This window comes from Bacillus cereus group sp. MYBK5-2 (genome assembly GCF_051915685.1).
Taxonomy (GTDB): Bacteria; Bacillota; Bacilli; order Bacillales; family Bacillaceae_G; genus Bacillus_A; species Bacillus_A cereus.
Genome location: NZ_JBQAFE010000007.1, coordinates 77,826 through 95,304 on the forward strand (window position 1 = coordinate 77,826; position 17,479 = coordinate 95,304).

Below are 17,479 nucleotides of genomic sequence, written 5' to 3' on the forward strand. Positions count from 1 at the left end.
ATTTATCTCTCCCTTACTTCAATTATCCACCTAACAGCATCTGTTATATAATGTGGTTCATCTTTTTGAATATAATGACCACTTTGTTCTGCAATTATTAGTTTATTTTTGTTTGATAATCTTAATAATTCTTCTTGCAATTGTAACCATTTTATTTGTGCATCTTGCGAATAAAAAGCTTTTTTACCAGCAGCTAACACGACGAGTGGAATATCTCTCGTCGACTGACAATATTTATCTGCTTCACCCAGACTAAACATAAACTCTTCATAAGAACTTTCATGTACAAATTGTTTATAGTAAGCTTCTTGAAATTCTGTAGACATGATTGGCAAAAATGCTTCTTTATAATTTTCTGGTGTCGAATCAACCAAAACTATTCCCAACATATCTTCAGGATAAAAATCAGTAAATAAACGTGCATTTATACCACCAAAAGAATGTCCTACAAAAATATAAGGTGGCTTCAGTTGTAAAAGATTTAAGCATGTTCTCAAATCTTTTACCATTTCAGAACTAATACGTTTCTTGGAACTCTTCCCGCTTTTGCCTAATCCAGCCCGATCGTATGTAAGTACCGTACCATATTCCGTCAGTTCTTCAGCAGTTTGATTCCATGCCTTCGAATAATCACCATAGCCTGATTCCAATATAATAACAGGCTGCTGCTTCTTTCCTTGGAATATTTTCGTATACATTTTAAAATCAGCAACTTGTATATATTCCTCTATACATTTAACCATTCACAATCACTTCTCTTCGGCCAAGTTCCTCTACAGCGTGATTAATTATTTCACTTACAGATAAAGAACCATCCAATATGATATCTGAATTCGGCTTAACAGTATGAATTGCCTCTAAATAAGCTTTTCTCGCATATGTCATGTAATGTTCCAAATCATTATGTATTTCATCTATTGTACCTTCCTTAAAATCTCGCAAAATCCTTCTAGCCATCGCAATATCTAAAGGCGTATCAATAAATATAGTTACATCAATGAATTTTCGCATCTCACTATTTAAGTATGCAAAAGGATAATCTACAATAATATAGTCTAAGGTATTATTTTGTATAAGTTGCTCAATATCATGAATTAATGGTGTTAATACCCACTCGTCGTAATTCGCCCCATCATCAATCCATTTACAAATATCAGCAGGAGAGTTATCAAATGTATAACTATCAAAATATAGAGCTTTTGAGTTTTTAAACTTATGCTTTAATCTTTCTGTAATTGTAGTTTTACCTCCTCCCGAAACAGCTGCAATTGAAATTATTTTTGTTTTATTATCCACTATACCCACCAAACCCCTTTGTTAACATAATATAATTATAAATTACTATCGTTGCTACTTCTTCCATTCATATTCTAACATACTCATTTCCCATAAATTCCAATACGTTTCTCCTACTCTTTTTGACTCTCTTAATAAGCCTTCTTTTACAAACCCTATTTTTTCGTAACATGAAATGGCCGATGTATTAAAATCATACACACCAAGAGTTACTCTATGTAGTTTTAATTCGTCAAAAGCAATATGAAGTACTGCTTTCATCATATGTTTTCCTATAGAACGTCCTCTCATCTTCGTATTACCAACTAATACTTTTCCAATTCTAGCGGACTTATTAATATTATCTATTTGCCCAAGCGAAATATGTCCAATAACGTCTAAAGTCTCTTCATCTACCACTTTGAAAGCGAGTGTATTTGCACTTTCTATATACTTCTCTAATTGCTGTTCGTCTAAAGGAAATGTGAACGCATTTCCTGACCACTGTATTAGAAATTCTTCGGAATTAATCCAATTTATTAATTGTTTAAAATCAGATTTCTTAAAGCTTTCTAGTTTAATCACTTCCTTGCTCCTTTCGTACATCATGCTTTATAACCTCAAACTTATTTCTATATAAAGAATATATTCTCCTTTTATATAAAATTAAAATAAAGCCATTCATGTGAATGGCTTTACAAAAAAGCAGCATAATTATGCTTTGTTTGCTACATCAATACCATTAAAATCAAAGTCAGCAGTAACCGTTGTAACCGGTGGGAAAATTGCTTCAATTTTGCAAATGGAAATAATTACTCCAACCGATCCAGGAATAGCCGCAAGCCTAACTACATCACAACTTACAGACGAAACAGTACCTACATAAGTACGTCCCTCTGTATTAATTTGAACTGTTCGATTAATTAATTTCTTAAGTTCATCTCTAATTCCTTGTACACAAGAATTATCACATTTCTCATGCTGTTCTTTTTTACACTCTTCGAATACTTCCCAACAATCATCTTGTTTACATGTACACTTCTTTTTACAATTATTAAATCGAGAACCCAATACCTCACCCCCTAATCCTTTCTATTAGTAAAGTATGTCCACTAGCTTAAAAGGGTACGAGGCAAACACATAAAAAGAAAAAAACAAACAATTGTACCAAACTTTCTTTTCATTATTCATTATAAAAACAGACTTCTCCTAATTAAAAGCTTTTTAATGAGCAGCCGTGAATTTAGTCCTACTCCATTTAATGTTTAGACACCACTTTCTAAAACAAACCTTTTTTCTTTTAAATAAGACGCCTCTTAAAAACACACTAGATTTTCCCATTAACTCACATATACATAGACTTTATTTGTGGATTTCCCATTTTTCATTGTGAAATATACATTTAAAAAGCGTACTTGAAAATAAGATATTATTTGTAATCAGAACATTTTCTTCAACAAGTGTTTATTGAAAAATACCATAACTAGTAGTAGTTCTCTCCACTTTCTCTTAAAAATTAGCATAGTTTGTATGAATTCTATATCGAGTAGAAGACACTCTATCATATAAAGATAAAATAGTAGGTTAATAAACAAGCCATTTTTTTATTAAAACATAGAATAATATGAACACTATTGAAAGGAGGTAGAAATAAATGTCCTGGAAAAATGATTGTTGGAGTTCTCAGAAAAAGCATTGTTGTGATGATTGGTGGAAATCTAAAGAAAAGCATCATTGTGATGATAATTGGAGTTCTCAGAAAAAGCATTGTAATGATGATTGGTGGAAATCTAAAGAAAAGTGTCATTGTGATGACGATTGGAGTTCTCAGGAAAAACATTGTAATGATGATTGGTGGAAATCTAAAGAAAAGTGTCATCGTGATGATGATTGGAGTTCTAAACGAAATAAGTGTCGTTGTAAATGTTTCTTTATTTGTTGCCATTGTAAAAGAAAAAATTGGTAATATTTTTAATGTCAACGTAAAGGAAAGAATATGTCTTTTGGAACCAATCGGGCTTTTCCGGAAAGTTGATCCCTCACCTACTTCCTTGCTTTCGCTGAATTTTTAGGTGGGGGCATTACTGCCCGGCAAATAGCGAGATAAATACTAGAATGTAATATATAAAAAGCTGACTGCTTATAGTCAGCTTTTTATATATTAACACGTAAAGGTTTAAACAGACATATAAGCAGTCACGCTTTGTCATCACCTTGTTGTTGTAAATTAGTATTTCTCCATTGAATAGACATTCCATAATATCGTATTTTGATAAAAACTAAAAAACATACTTAACACTAATAGTAGAATTTTTCTTCTTCATCAACTTCACTTCTTCTCTTTTTATAAACATAAAAAAGGAGCTCTATTTATATAGAGATCCTTTCTAATTTTATAATTTACTAGACTGTAACCCCTGAATAAACGGAACTACTTCAGGATTTACAAGCGATGATAAATCACCTAATTCTTTTCCTAAGTAAGCTGCTTTAATAACACGGCGCATTACTTTAGAATTACGTGTTTTCGGTAAATCTTCTACAACGTGGATGTCTTTAGGACACAACGCTTTTCCAATATGAGAGTTTACTAAACTCATTAATTCTTTCTTTAATTCCCCTGTGAATGTTACATGGTCTCTTAACACTACAAAACAATGACAAACTTCACCTTTTACTTCGTCAGGTACACCAATTGCAGCAGCTTCGATTACATCGTTATGTTTCACAAGAATAGATTCATATTCAGCAGGTCCAATACGTTTACCTGCAATATTTAACGTATCGTCTGAACGCCCTGTGATGATATATTGTTCACCATCGTAAATGACCCAGTCACCGTGGACCCATTTATTTTCAAAACGCGACCAATATGTGTTTACGTAACGTTCATCATCTTCCCAGAAGCTTTTCGTCATACCTACCCAAGGTTTCTCTAAGCATAATTCTCCGACTTCATCTCGAATTGGTTTACCTTGATCATCCAGTACGACAGCTGCCATTCCTGGTAAAGATGCGTTAAAACTAATCGGTGCTATTGGCTTAATAAGAACATTACCGAAAATCCCACCAGAGATTTCAGTTCCACCTGAGTAGTTACAGATTGGGACATTTCCTTTTCCAACTGTTTCAAACAGCCACATCCATGGATCAGGATTCCAAGGTTCTCCTGTTGATGCGAATACTTCCAAACTCTTTAAAGAATGTTTATTGACATACTCATCACCTTTTGCCATCAATGCTCGGATTAACGTTGGCGAAATACCTAGATGAGTAATCTCATATTTATCAACTGTCTCCCATAACCGGTCTGCTTCTGGGAAGTCTGGAACACCTTCGTACATAACCATCGTTGCTCCATTAATGAGTGAACCGAATAATAGAAACGGCCCCATCATCCAGCCCATATCAGTTACCCATAATACACGATCACCTTGTTTAATATTCATTCCAAATCCTGCATCAAAAGCTGCTTTCAAAGGAAATCCTGCATGCGTGTGTACTGTTCCTTTCGGCTTACCAGTCGTTCCTGATGTATAAATGAGCATTAATGGATCATCACTTTGCATTTCCTCGGCATGTATGAATGGTTTTTCTTTTTCTAGCGTACTCCACGAAAAATCATAGTTATGTGGTGTAAAATCATTTCCTGCATGACGAACGATAACAACTTTTTCAACAGTTGGGCAATGTTCACAAGCTTTATCTACTTCATCTTTTAAAGAAACAATTTTACCGCGGCGTGAAAATCCATCTGCGGTAATAATCATTTTTGAACCTGCCGCTTGCACACGTGTCATGACTGCATCAGACGCAAAGCCTGAGAATATTGGTGAAATAATTGCTCCGATTTTCATTACAGCTAGCATCGCAACAACTGTTTCTGGAATCATCGGCATATAAATTGTTACACGATCACCTTTTTCAATACCCGCGTGTTTCAAACCATTTGCAACACGGCTTACCCAGTTGTCAAGCTCTTCATATGTAAATGATTTTGAAGTTCCATTTTCCCCTTCGTACTGAAGTGCTGGCTGTATTCTCGTCTCTTCATCCGCAAGCCAGCGAGATAAAGCTGATTCTACAACGTTACATGTTCCGCCATTATACCACTGTGCAAACGGTGTACCATTTTCTAAGTCTAACACTTCTGTATAAGGTTTCATCCATTGATAGCCTACTGCTTTTTCTGCCTCTCCCCAAAACCAAGCTGTTTCCTCAATAGATTTATTATAAAAAGTTTCATAGTCTTCATATCCCAATGATTTCATCCAACCATATAAACGTGTTTTTTCCTTGTACTCTTCTGTTGGAAACCAAACTGCTTGTTTCAATGTTTTCCCCTCCTTAACTTTTTGAGCAAGAAAGCCCTAAATAGGGCTTTTAAACTGGATATACAGGATGTTTACGATCTGTGAATACTTGATATTTACTCATATACATTTCGAAACGTCCTTTTAACTCTTCACGTAAATTGTTTGGATGAACAATACCATCAATCACCATCTCTGATGCTAAATGATAAATATCAATATCTTTCTTATACTCTTCACGTTTTTCAGCAATGAAGCTAGCACGCTCTTCTTCTGGTAAAGCTGCAATTTTATTTGCATATACAGCATTAACCGCAGCTTCTGGACCCATTACCGCAATAGAGGCTGTCGGTAATGCCAGACAGCAATCTGGTTCAAATGCTGGACCTGCCATCGCATATAAACCAGCGCCATATGCTTTACGAACAACGATAGAAATCTTCGGTACAGTTGCTTCACTCATTGCAGAAATCATTTTTGCACCGTGGCGAATAATACCGGCACGCTCTACTTTTGTACCAATCATAAATCCTGGTACATCCGCAAGGAATAATAATGGAATATGATATGCATCGCATAAATTAATAAACTTAGCAGCTTTATCAGCTGAATCGTGGAATAATACGCCGCCCTTCATACGCGGCTGATTTGCAATAATACCAACAGGCTTACCATCAATACGTGCTAAGCCTGTAATTAGCTCTTGAGCAAATAATTTTTTCACTTCATAGAATGAACCTTCATCAATAACTCTATTAATGAGATCTTTCATATTGAAAGGAGCATTTTGATTTTCTGGAATGATTTGTTCTAACGTTTTATCGAATTGTTTCGGTTCTTGAGGTGTAACCAATGGAGTCTTTTCTAAGTAGTTGTTTGGAAAATATGAAATGTATTGTCTTGCTTGTGTAATCGCATCTTCTTCTGTCTTACATAAAACATCTCCGCATCCTGATACAGAGCAATGCATACGAGCTCCGCCCATCTCTTCTAAAGTTACCTTCTCACCGATAACCATCTCAGCCATACGAGGAGATCCTAAATACATAGATGCATTTCCTTCTACCATCATTACAACGTCGCAAAAGGCTGGAATATAGGCACCACCAGCTGCAGAAGGTCCAAATAATAAGCATACTTGAGGAACTTTACCTGATAATTTCACTTGATTATAGAAGATTCTTCCTGCACCACGGCGCCCTGGGAACATTTCTACTTGATCTGTAATACGCGCTCCAGCAGAGTCGACTAAATAAAATAACGGAACACGTAGTTTTTCAGCTGTTTCTTGAATACGTAAAATCTTTTCAACTGTGCGTGATCCCCATGATCCAGCTTTTACAGTAGAATCATTGGCCATTACACATGCAGTACGACCATGTATTTTACCCGTTGCCGTTACAACGCCGTCCGCAGGTAAGCCTGTTTGTTCACAGTTAGCAAATAATGCATCTTCTACATATTCGCCATTATCAAATAGAAGCGCTAAACGATCTCGAACAAATAATTTTCCTTTTGCTTTATTTTGTTCATGATACTTTGGTGCGCCGCCTTGTTTAATCGTTTCAACTCGTTCTTCAAATGAATTAGATTGTTGTTTTTGATCTAACATATTTACTCCCCCTTATACGTTGGTGTGCGTTTTTCCTTGAATGCTTGTAATCCTTCTAATCTATCTTTCGTATGGATTACACCTTCATACGCTTGTTTTTCCATTTGTAATCCGGTATGTAAATCAACTTGAATACCATTTGAAATTGCCTCTTTTGCTAATCGAACAGCAATAGGTCCATTACTAGCAATTTTCTCTGCTATTTCAATCGCTTTCTCTTCAAGTAAATTAGCTGGTACAACAAATTCTACTAAACCATATTCTTTTGCTTCTTGCGCTGAAATACGTCTACCTGTATAAATTAATTCTTTTGCTCTACCAACACCAATTAATCTCGGTAAGCGCTGTGTACCACCCGCTCCTGGTATAATTGCAAGTGTCGTTTCAGTAAGACCAAGACTTGCAGATTCAGCAGCAATTCTAAAATCACAAGCTAAACTTAATTCCGTACCACCACCAAGTGCGATTCCATTTATAGCAGCAATAACTGGCTGTGGTAATTGTTCAACCATCTCCATAGTCGTGCGAATCATACTAACAGCATGGCGAACTTGTTCCTCATTCATACCAGCACGTTCTTTTAAATCAGCACCAGCACAAAATGCTTTTTCACCAGCACCTGTTAGAATAACTACACGCGTATTGGACTCTTCACTTATTTGAGTTAATATGTTTTGTAACTCTTCTAATAACGCTAAAGATAATGAGTTTGCTTGTCTTTCACGATATAACGAAATCTTTACAACGTGAGGTGTTACATAATCAACTGAAATGTTTTGTAATTGTAGCATCTTCTCACCTACTTATCGTTTTATGTTGAAGCGCTCTATACACATGACTCGGTAATTGGATATTTAGCTTACTTTGAATAAATTGACTAGCTCGCAATAACTTTTCTTCGTCTATATTCGTTTGAACTCCTAATTTATGGAGCATATGTACTAGGTCATCAGTAGCAACATTACCTGATGCTCCTGGTGCATAAGGGCAGCCCCCGAGTCCACCACAAGAACTATCAAATGTTGTAATACCGTATTCTAATGATTTAACTACATTTGCTAGAGCCATTCCATACGTATTATGAAAATGCATGGCAAACTGCGAAGCATCATACTTCTTTAATAGATGTTCTAATACTTGTTCTACTTGTAATGGATTCGCTACACCGATTGTATCCCCAAGAGAAACTTCATAAATGCCGTATGAAAATAGTTGATTACATAATTCGTCAACTGCTGTGACACTTATATCCCCTTCATAAGGACATCCAAATACAGTAGAAACATAGCCTCTTACCTTTTTCCCTTCGAATAATGCCTGTTTTGTTATATCTGCGATTACAACTAACGCTTCTTTAATCGATTTATTAATATTACTTTTATTATGAGATTCACTTGCTGATAAAAAAACATTCACCTCATCTACATTTTGCAAAAAAGCTCGTTCCAAACCATTTTGATTCGGAACAAGCGCAGCATATGTAACATTTGGATCCCTTTTCAGCTCAGAAAATACATCATTTGCATCTGCTAATGCAGGGACCCATTTTGGGTGAACGAATGAGGAAACTTCAACATACGACAATCCTGCTTCTGTAAGTAGTTGAATCCATTTTACTTTATCTTTTGTGCCAACAATCTTTTTTTCATTTTGTAAGCCATCACGTGGCCCGACTTCTTTAATGACAGCAAAATTAGGTAGTTTCAATTCGCTTCCCCCTATATCTCCCTATTCAATTTCTAATAATACATCTCCTTCATTTACAAAATCGCCTTCTTGCACATTAATTTTCATAACTGTGCCAGCTTCTTCTGAAATGATTGGAATTTCCATTTTCATAGATTCTAAAATGACGACATCCTGCTCTTCCTCTACTGTATCTCCTACTCCTACAACAATCTTCCAAACGTTTCCTGCCATCGATGCGTATACTTTCGTCATCATTTTTCCCCCTTAATATTGTTAAATCTTATTTTTTAACGAGTTGTTTCGTTACAAAACCCGTTGTATAAATACCCTCTTTGAACACTTCGTCTTCCAAAACTTGCAGTAGCATTGGCGTGTTCGTTTTAATACCTTCTACTTTTAATTCTTCTAGAGCATCATGTAATTTCGAAATTGCTTCTTCACGAGTCTCGCCATGTGCAATGACTTTCGCAATCATTGGATCATAGAAAGGTGTAATCGTTACATGATTTTCTAAGAAGTGATCAACCCGTACATTTGACGGTAATGTTAAATCTGTAATTTTCCCAGGTGATGGGAAGAATGTTTTCGGATCCTCTGCATAAATACGAGCTTCAATGGCATGACCACTACGTTTTACATCATCCTGAGTAAATGATAGTTTCTCTCCACTTGCGATAAGGAGTTGCTGTTCTACAAGGTCTAATCCCGTAATTTCTTCTGTCACTGGATGCTCTACTTGTAATCTCGTATTCATTTCTAAGAAATAGAAATTTTTCTGATCATCTACAAGAAACTCAACTGTACCTGCATTTGTATAGCCAAGTGCTTTTGCAGCTTGTACAGCAACTTCTCCCATCGCCTTTCGTGTACCTTCATCTAAAAATGGTGAAGGTGCTTCTTCGATTACTTTTTGATTTCGGCGCTGTACCGAACATTCACGCTCCCATAAATACACTGTGTTACCATGTGTATCTGCTAAAAGCTGAATTTCAATATGATGCGCATCTGCTATATATCGCTCTAAATACATTTCTCCGTTACCGAAGAAGTTTTGCGCTCTTGTTTTATTACTTTCAAACGCTTTGGTGAGCGTTTGCTCAGTTTCCATCAACTGCATTCCAATGCCTCCGCCGCCTGCGGATGCCTTAAGCATTAATGGATAACCAATTTGTTTTGCAATTTCAATTGCTTCTTCAGCAGTTTCAATATTTGTAGTAATACCTGGGACTACTGGGACATCTGCTGCTTGCATTGCGATACGTGATTCAATTTTACTTCCCATCTTCGTAATGATTTCTTCTGAAGGACCGATAAATACGATTCCTTCTTCTTTGCAGCGAACCGGAAAAGACGGATTCTCTGATAATAAACCATAACCCGGATGAATTGCTTCTGCATTTGTCTTCTTAGCTATTTCAATAATTTTTTCAAGGTTTAAATAGCTTTCTTGAACACGCGGTCCACCTACTAAGTAAGCTTCATTTGCCATTTTCACATGAAGGGCATTTTCATCTGCTTCAGAATAAATAGCAACAGTGCGAATACCAAGTTTTTGACAAGTTTTCATAATACGAACAGCGATTTCCCCGCGATTCGCAATTAATATTTTTTGAAACATAGTGATTCCTCCCTTTTATCTACATCCTAAATGTCTAGCAATTACGAGACGTTGAATTTCAGAAGTTCCTTCACCAATTTCTAATAGTTTCGCATCACGAATATGTCGTTCAACTTCATATTCACGCATATAGCCATATCCACCATGAATCTGTACTGCATGATTAGCAATACGGCTTGCCGCTTCCGATGCAAATAGTTTTGCCATTGCCGCTTCTTTGCCGAAAGGTTTATCGTTATCTTTTAACCAAGCTGCTTTATGTACTAAATTACGAGCTAACTCTACTTCAGTCGCCATATCAGCTAATTTAAATTGAATCGCTTGGAAATTAGAGATTGACTTTCCAAATTGTTGACGTTCTTTCGCATATTGCAATGCACGTTCAAAGGCTGATTGCGCAATACCAACTGCCAATGCTGCGATTGAAATACGCCCTCCATCAAGTGTATATAAAAATTGTTTAAAACCTTTATTTACATCACCAAGAATATTTTCTTTCGGTACACGAACACCATCAAGTACGATTTCACAAGTATTAGAAGCACGAACACCCATCTTATCGTAAGGACTTGAAATCGTTAATCCTTCACTCGTAGTAGGCACGATAAATGCAGAAATACGTTTTCTACCATTCTCTTCAATACCGTTGACAGCGGTTACAATAATTGTATTTGCATACTCTGCGTTTGTAATCCAACACTTCTCACCACTGATTACATACTCATCACCATCTAATACCGCTTTCGTTTGAGTACCACCTGCATCTGATCCAGCATTCGGCTCCGTTAATCCGAAGGCACCTAATGTTTTACCTGACGCCATTGGAACTAAATACTTTTGTTTTTGTTCTTCTGTACCGAAATAATAAATTGGAGAAGCACCTAATGAAATTGTTGCAGCATAGCTTAAACCGGTGCCACCACAAGCGCGACCAATTTCTTCAACTGCTAACGCATACGATACCGTATCGCCACCTGAACCTCCATACTCTTCTGGGAATGGGATGCCTAATAATCCTAGTTCGCCCATTTTTTGAAATGTTTCATATGGAAACTCTGCAGTTTTGTCATAATATACAGCTTTCGGTGCGATTTCCTTTTCAGCAAAGTCACGTACCATTTCTTTAATCATTTGTTTTTCGCGAGTTAGAGTAAATTCCATTCCGCTACACACCCCTTATCGAATATTGAGTTTCGACAGCGTGCGAGTTTCTACTACAAACATAACAACTTAAAAGACAGGAATATTAGTTAGACAATTGCTACAATTCTGTCATAACTTAATTTTAAAACAGATTCTGTACTAATGCACAAAAAAATTCCTACATTGTTCTACAACAACATAGGAGATTTTGTGTCGAATTATGTAATTTATTGTTTAATAATCTCTACCTTTTCCCGAATCCGAAATTTCTACTAATGCTTCAGGGTATGGTTCGAAATACGTTTGTCTTAATAAATACTTTTCATCAAATCGAATGGCCCATGATTTTAAAATTGTAAGTAAACTACTAAGTGGTATTTTCTTTTCTGCATACTTTTGTAACAGTTCTATAAAATGATCTTTTTCTTGTTTTTTTAGCTTTGTTTTAAAATATCCAAAAATGTGCTCGCATACATTTACATTCGATGTATAACGGGGCGCACGCATAAATAATTCATATAAAGTCTTCTCATAGTTTTCAAATACCACTTCAATCTTTTCATTTTTTTGATTTGCAATTATACGCCCTAATTCCTTTTGTTTCACCTGATTATATGCCATAAATAAATATTTATTGTCCGACTGAAACGATACAAGGTCTTTTATATTTTTACTATGTTTAATCATTTTGTAATATGCGATTGTAAATAGCCTTGTAAAGAAATGCTCTCTAATAATAAAATTCGACAATCTGCCTTCCTCTTCAATAGGAAGATGCGAAAATTTTTTTACTACTGCTCCGCCAAATAAGCCCGATCCTTTTCCCTTTGCTGGCGCTTTTTCAAAACCAGAATAAATTTTCACATCACGCGTACCACAACTTGGTGAACGATTCTTTAAAATAAAACCATCCACATCCGGTATCGTTTGTAAAAAGTCATTTGAAAACTGCTCCATTTTTTCAGTTACATCTTCTCGTGTCGACGGTTGCACAAGTCTATTCTCACCATTTTCTTCTACAATTCGTATCGTTTCACGAGGAGTCCCCAATCCAATCTCGACTTCTGGACAAACAGGTATAAATGTAACAAATGGCTGCAAATTTCGTATTGTTACATCTGGAATCATCTCTCCATTATAACGACAAGCATCAAATTCTAAACATTTACTTACGACGATTGTTGGTTTTGCAAATTGTCGCATCTTATTACCTCCTTAGTGCTAGCCCGTATAATATAAATTGTACTAAGATTAACATTTTAAGCAAAGTTTGATTCATTTATTTTTATGAGAAATATATATCCAATGATATATTAACAATCATTCAACTCTATTTTCTATAAATGTGCGCCTTATTAATGAGGGTTTAGATATTGTGAAATGAATAATACACACTTGCTTCGGAGAAATTAATGATTAAGAAAGGAGGGATTGTTATGAAAAAGAAATTATCATCTATTTTAAGTGTTTTAGCACTATCTATTATGTTTTTAGGTACATCTACGCAAGCTGAATACGATGGAAATAATATGAATAGAGTTAATAACACTGATATTTCAACTCGAGTAAATGACAATAACTTAGACAGAGTTAATAATGATGTAAGAACTCGAAATGTAAATACAACAAATGATTTAAATGATAATCGTGATAAAAATAATAATTGGGCTTGGCTTGGTTTATTAGGACTAGCAGGATTATTAGGTCTTAGAAAAAGAGACAAAGAAACACGCTGATTTAGAATGTTTTTAGTAAACAAGTACTTATTTATCAAAAATATATAATGAAAATAAATCGCCTTTTTAAAGGCGATTTATTTTTACTTAAAAGTAATGTATGTAATTCACACTTCAACGATTAAAATCGTGGAGTTAATCCATACAATATAAATTGAATCGTATTTTCAATTTCCGCTTCATCATTCCATTTTTCTTCAGGCAATAATAAAAATCGTGTTAATAATAAACCTAATACAGCTGATAAAGTAAGACGTAGTACGGAAGATGGTGGTATCTCAATAATTTCCCCTACTTCTTGAAATTTCACAATCAACTTTTTGAAATGTGAAAACAGTTCTGTTTCTACTAATTGCTGTATTTCATTTTTCAGTTCTGGTTGGAATGGCACCTCTTGAATTAATATTTTTATCATAGGAAAGTGTTTTTGAGCAAATTTAAACCTATTATGAATTACAACCCTTAAAAGTCTTTCATATGATTCATACTCCGATTTAAATATTTCTTTTGCAAAGGTTTGTACGAAAAATGGTGCAGCGAACTTAGTTAAAGTTGGCATTACGACCGCTAGTAATAAATCTTTTTTCGTCTTATAGTAGCGGAAGATTGTTCCTTCCGCTACACCAGCCCGTTTTGCAATTTCACTTGTTGAAGTTGAAGCGTATCCTTTTTCTCCAAACATATCAACAGCCGCCTCTAATATTCGCATTTGACGTTCATTTTTTTTATCCGTATTAGTTGCAGCTATTAATTCCTCCAGCCAATCCTTCTGCATTTATAAAGCTCCTTTTTGTCATTATTATATTTTGCGATGTTTCTTTAAAGCAAATACATTTCCTACTGCAAATAATATTGAAAAAAGTAATAATACAGTAAGATCTAATGCAATCTCTGTAAACCCTTGATTCCGAATCATCACTTGTCTCATTGCGTCAGCGCCGTATGTGAGTGGAAATACTTTCCCTAACATTTGTAGCCACTTGTTCATAGATTCCATTGGAAACAATCCAGAAAAGAAGATTTGTGGCACAATAACAAGCGGTATAAATTGAATCATTTGAAACTCATTATTTGCGTATGCCGATAAAAACGTACCTAATGTTAGTGCTGTTAAAGAGAGCATACATGTAATAAGTAGCGTTAGCCATATAGAGCCAGCTACGTATAAATCTAAAATATAAACGGAAAAACTTACGATAATTATGGATTGTATAAAGGCAAAGATTCCAAAACCAATAATATAACCTGCGACTATTTCCCATCTTCTTACTGGGGTGGATAATAACCTTTCTAGCGTACCACTTAAACGTTCTCTTACGAAAGATACACCTGATAATATAAATACAAAGAAAAATGTAAAGAAACCAATTAATACAGGACCAAGCCCATCAAACATCGTAAAGTCTTTAGAGCCATGTAAAAAATTTACTTCAGGTTTCATAATCGATACATCATTCTTCTCTGTGCTTTTTTGCAATACTTGAAGTACAGCACGATTTTTTGACGAATCACTACCTTCCAACAGAAGTTTCATTTTTCCATTCTCTATTCGAAGTATTGCATCTACCTTTTGTTTTTCTAACTCAGAAATCGCGTTTTCTTTACTGTATTCATAAATTGACGCTTCTTGATTTTTCATCACTTTTATTATTTGAGCGGGCATATCAACAACAGCAATTTGCGGTATATAGTCTTTTTGTGTAAACACTAGCGATAATAGCCAAAGTAATAACATTGGTGCCCCAAACATCATCGCTAACGAACGCTTATCTCGAAAAAATTGGCGAATAATACGAATGATTACACCAGTAACTCTCATGATGACACCACCTCTTCCAACAAAAAGACATCTTCAATCCGTCCAGATGACACGCGTTTTTTCAATTCTTCAGTTGTTCCAACCGCAACTAGTTTCCCTTCTCTAATTAATCCTAGACGCTCACAAAATTCAGCTTCATCCATAATGTGCGTCGTTACAATAATCGTTGTGCCTTTCTTTTTAAGATCATAAAATTTTTCCCAAATCGTTTTCCTAAGAAGTGGATCTATCCCCACTGTAGGCTCATCTAAAATTAATATTTCTGGTTCATGGAGGAGTGCTATTGCTAATGATAAGCGTTTTTTCATTCCACCTGAAAATTGTTGTACTTGCTTTTTCATATACTGTGACAATTGTACAAGTTCAAAAACCTCTGCAATTCTTGTCTTTTTACTTTTTCCCTTTAATCCATACATCGTTGCTATAAAATCTGCATTTTCATATGCTGACAATTCTTCATATAATGCATCCGCCTGGGCCATATAACCAATTCGTTTCATTTCATTTAAATTAGGCATATTAGTATTATTAACAAGCACTTCACCTTTCGTTGCCTCATTAATACCTGCAATCATTTTAATGAGCGTTGTTTTCCCCGATCCAGAAGGTCCAACAAAACCAAAAATCTCTGCTTTTTCAACTTGCAATGAAAGATTGTGTAACACTTCTTTTTTTCCAAAACTTTTTGATACAGTCCGTAAAATAATTGAAGGTTGTTGCACGTTTCATCCTCCTTTTCCAATAAAAATGAGTGAGTACTCACTTTTATTTTACTCTTGCTTAATTATATGTCAAACTTCGTTGATTAGTATGTATGTTCAATCACCGATATTAAACAATGAAACAGAGTCGACATTAGCATTTCATTTCCTAAAGTCGACTCTGTTTCATTTAAACTATAAATTTCACTTTACGTTTTTAAATTCATATACTTCCGAATTCTAGCAACGTCTAAAGAATATTCGATAACTAATTGCTGTAACGGTAAAATAACTGTTTCAGGATATAAATGTGCATATTGTAATGTTTCTGCATATTTTTCTAACCTTTTTTCTAAATACTTTATTATTTGATCAGGATGACTTACTAATAAACATTTACAATAATAATGGATTTGTTCCTCAATCGCCGTGTATTCTTCAATTTCATATTCTTTATGCATGTGTACACCCCTTTAAGTTTTTTATATGAATTACTTATCACAATTTTCACTCGACAAATTTTAAATTTTTTGATTATTTACACTATAACAAACACTGAGGGTCAAATTTTGTTACTTTATGTAACGTAGAAAATTTTTAACAAAATTGTAATGTTTACTCCTGCAAAATACAGAAAGCCCCTTTACTCATTTTTGTATAAAAAAAATCGTACAGCTTAATTTAGCTGCACGACTACAATTTCTGGCCTATTCAAAATCCTTTGCGGAATGATACTATTTCCTAATCCTCTACTCACTACCATTGATGTATTTTGTTCTACATATAAACCCGCTGTATATTTAGGTAAAACACCTTGATTTGGCGCAACTAATCCTCCGATAAATGGCAATCTAACTTGCCCTCCATGAGCATGTCCTGATAAAACCAAATCCAACCGCTCATTCGTATATTCCTTTATAAATTCAGGCCTGTGGGATAATAATACATTATATCTATCTGACTGCATTTCAATTTTTGCTTTTTTAATTTCATCTATTATAATATTTCCTTCATCACGGTTTCCAGTACCAAACTCTGGATCATCAATACCTAGCAAGTTTATCTCTTGCTCACCCTTTCGAATGCCTACATGTTCATTCCTTAAAACATTGACACCATATTTCTTCAACTCTTTTTCTAAACTGTTATACTTTCCAGACCATTGTTCATGGTTTCCTGTCACAAAATATACAGGATACTTCTTTACCATTTCTCGTATTAATTGCATACTAACTTCTGCATCGTATGATTTACTGTCAATTAAATCACCCGTAATTGCAATAATATCTGGGTCTATACTTTTCATTTTTTGAATTAACACATCTTGATTATCACCAAATTTTTTATTGTGTAAGTCTGAAATTTGTAGAATTTTATACCCTTTAAAAGAGGATGGTATTTTACTAGAGGTTATTTTAATCTCAGTTATACTTATTAAATTATTCTGTAAATATAAAAAGATTGTAAAACCTACTAATATACAAATAATCATTACAATTCTATTAATCTTCTTTTTCATATTTTCTCCTTTACATTCTCATCAAACACTTCTATATGCTAACTGAATTATATT

19 protein-coding genes are annotated in these 17,479 nt (G+C 34.7%); 2 read left to right on the forward strand and 17 right to left on the reverse strand.

Going from position 1 to position 17,479, the window contains the following annotated elements; all coding sequences use genetic code 11:
- Positions 1-2: 2 nt before the first annotated feature.
- The 4 genes from ACTFP3_RS21905 to ACTFP3_RS21920 all read right to left on the reverse strand — a co-directional run bounded on the left by ACTFP3_RS21905 (position 3) and on the right by ACTFP3_RS21920 (position 2,346).
- Positions 3-743, reverse strand: coding sequence for an alpha/beta fold hydrolase (locus tag ACTFP3_RS21905; RefSeq protein ID WP_440011262.1), 741 nt, complete (start codon positions 741-743; stop codon positions 3-5).
- Entirely contained in the window at positions 736-1,305 is a 570-nt protein-coding gene (locus ACTFP3_RS21910) for an AAA family ATPase (protein ID WP_000513268.1), read from the reverse strand. Before ACTFP3_RS21910 ends, ACTFP3_RS21905 begins: the two co-directional genes overlap by 8 nt.
- A gap of 45 nt (positions 1,306-1,350) precedes the next feature.
- Positions 1,351-1,884 carry a GNAT family N-acetyltransferase gene (locus ACTFP3_RS21915; protein ID WP_142237975.1) on the reverse strand — a complete coding sequence of 178 codons (534 nt, stop codon included), beginning with the start codon at positions 1,882-1,884 and terminating at the stop codon, positions 1,351-1,353.
- A gap of 105 nt (positions 1,885-1,989) precedes the next feature.
- Positions 1,990-2,346 carry a hypothetical protein gene (locus tag ACTFP3_RS21920; protein ID WP_000535577.1) on the reverse strand — a complete coding sequence of 119 codons (357 nt, stop codon included), beginning with the start codon at positions 2,344-2,346 and terminating at the stop codon, positions 1,990-1,992.
- A gap of 563 nt (positions 2,347-2,909) precedes the next feature.
- On the opposite strand from ACTFP3_RS21920, the gene ACTFP3_RS21925 reads away from it, so the two are divergent.
- Positions 2,910-3,347 (forward strand): hypothetical protein, encoded by a 438-nt coding sequence (locus tag ACTFP3_RS21925; RefSeq protein WP_440011263.1) that lies wholly within the window; start codon positions 2,910-2,912, stop codon positions 3,345-3,347.
- Between the two features lie 321 nt (positions 3,348-3,668).
- On the opposite strand, the gene ACTFP3_RS21930 is transcribed toward ACTFP3_RS21925, so the two are convergent.
- The 8 genes from ACTFP3_RS21930 to ACTFP3_RS21965 form a co-directional block, all read right to left on the reverse strand.
- Positions 3,669-5,609 (reverse strand): AMP-binding protein, encoded by a 1,941-nt coding sequence (locus tag ACTFP3_RS21930; RefSeq protein WP_000806481.1) that lies wholly within the window; start codon positions 5,607-5,609, stop codon positions 3,669-3,671.
- Positions 5,610-5,658: 49 nt separating this feature from the next.
- Positions 5,659-7,200: an acyl-CoA carboxylase subunit beta gene (locus ACTFP3_RS21935; RefSeq protein WP_000886744.1), complete on the reverse strand. Its 1,542-nt coding sequence runs from the start codon at positions 7,198-7,200 to the stop codon at positions 5,659-5,661.
- 2 nt (positions 7,201-7,202) lie between these two features.
- On the reverse strand, positions 7,203-7,991 hold the full coding sequence (locus tag ACTFP3_RS21940; protein ID WP_000939818.1) for an enoyl-CoA hydratase: 789 nt from the start codon (positions 7,989-7,991) through the stop codon (positions 7,203-7,205).
- 4 nt (positions 7,992-7,995) lie between these two features.
- On the reverse strand, positions 7,996-8,907 hold the full coding sequence (gene mvaB / locus ACTFP3_RS21945) for a hydroxymethylglutaryl-CoA lyase (RefSeq protein ID WP_006928511.1): 912 nt from the start codon (positions 8,905-8,907) through the stop codon (positions 7,996-7,998).
- Positions 8,908-8,928: 21 nt separating this feature from the next.
- Entirely contained in the window at positions 8,929-9,144 is a 216-nt protein-coding gene (locus ACTFP3_RS21950; RefSeq protein WP_001987345.1) for an acetyl-CoA carboxylase biotin carboxyl carrier protein subunit, read from the reverse strand.
- A 25-nt stretch (positions 9,145-9,169) separates the two neighbouring features.
- Entirely contained in the window at positions 9,170-10,507 is a 1,338-nt protein-coding gene (locus ACTFP3_RS21955; protein WP_440011266.1) for an acetyl-CoA carboxylase biotin carboxylase subunit, read from the reverse strand.
- Between the two features lie 15 nt (positions 10,508-10,522).
- Entirely contained in the window at positions 10,523-11,668 is a 1,146-nt protein-coding gene (locus ACTFP3_RS21960) for an acyl-CoA dehydrogenase (protein ID WP_149215697.1), read from the reverse strand.
- A 216-nt stretch (positions 11,669-11,884) separates the two neighbouring features.
- Positions 11,885-12,853, reverse strand: coding sequence for a YbgA family protein (locus ACTFP3_RS21965; RefSeq protein ID WP_044306560.1), 969 nt, complete (start codon positions 12,851-12,853; stop codon positions 11,885-11,887).
- A 233-nt stretch (positions 12,854-13,086) separates the two neighbouring features.
- On the opposite strand from ACTFP3_RS21965, the gene ACTFP3_RS21970 reads away from it, so the two are divergent.
- The gene (locus tag ACTFP3_RS21970; RefSeq protein WP_000728156.1) at positions 13,087-13,386 is read left to right on the forward strand and encodes a WGxxGxxG family protein; all 300 of its coding nucleotides are present in this window, start codon (positions 13,087-13,089) and stop codon (positions 13,384-13,386) included.
- Positions 13,387-13,507: 121 nt separating this feature from the next.
- Here the strand turns inward: ACTFP3_RS21970 and ACTFP3_RS21975 are convergent, their stop codons facing one another.
- The 5 genes from ACTFP3_RS21975 to ACTFP3_RS21995 form a co-directional block, all read right to left on the reverse strand.
- On the reverse strand, positions 13,508-14,161 hold the full coding sequence (locus tag ACTFP3_RS21975; protein WP_044306561.1) for a TetR/AcrR family transcriptional regulator: 654 nt from the start codon (positions 14,159-14,161) through the stop codon (positions 13,508-13,510).
- A gap of 24 nt (positions 14,162-14,185) precedes the next feature.
- Positions 14,186-15,205 (reverse strand): ABC transporter permease, encoded by a 1,020-nt coding sequence (locus ACTFP3_RS21980; RefSeq protein WP_440011269.1) that lies wholly within the window; start codon positions 15,203-15,205, stop codon positions 14,186-14,188.
- Complete coding sequence (locus ACTFP3_RS21985) at positions 15,202-15,927, reverse strand: ABC transporter ATP-binding protein (protein ID WP_001187075.1); 726 nt, start codon at positions 15,925-15,927, stop codon at positions 15,202-15,204. Before ACTFP3_RS21985 ends, ACTFP3_RS21980 begins: the two co-directional genes overlap by 4 nt.
- A gap of 188 nt (positions 15,928-16,115) precedes the next feature.
- Complete coding sequence (locus ACTFP3_RS21990; protein ID WP_340942817.1) at positions 16,116-16,367, reverse strand: hypothetical protein; 252 nt, start codon at positions 16,365-16,367, stop codon at positions 16,116-16,118.
- A 215-nt stretch (positions 16,368-16,582) separates the two neighbouring features.
- Positions 16,583-17,425, reverse strand: a complete 843-nt coding sequence (locus tag ACTFP3_RS21995) for a metallophosphoesterase (protein ID WP_069604103.1) — start codon at positions 17,423-17,425, stop codon at positions 16,583-16,585.
- Between the last annotated feature and the right edge of the window lie 54 nt (positions 17,426-17,479).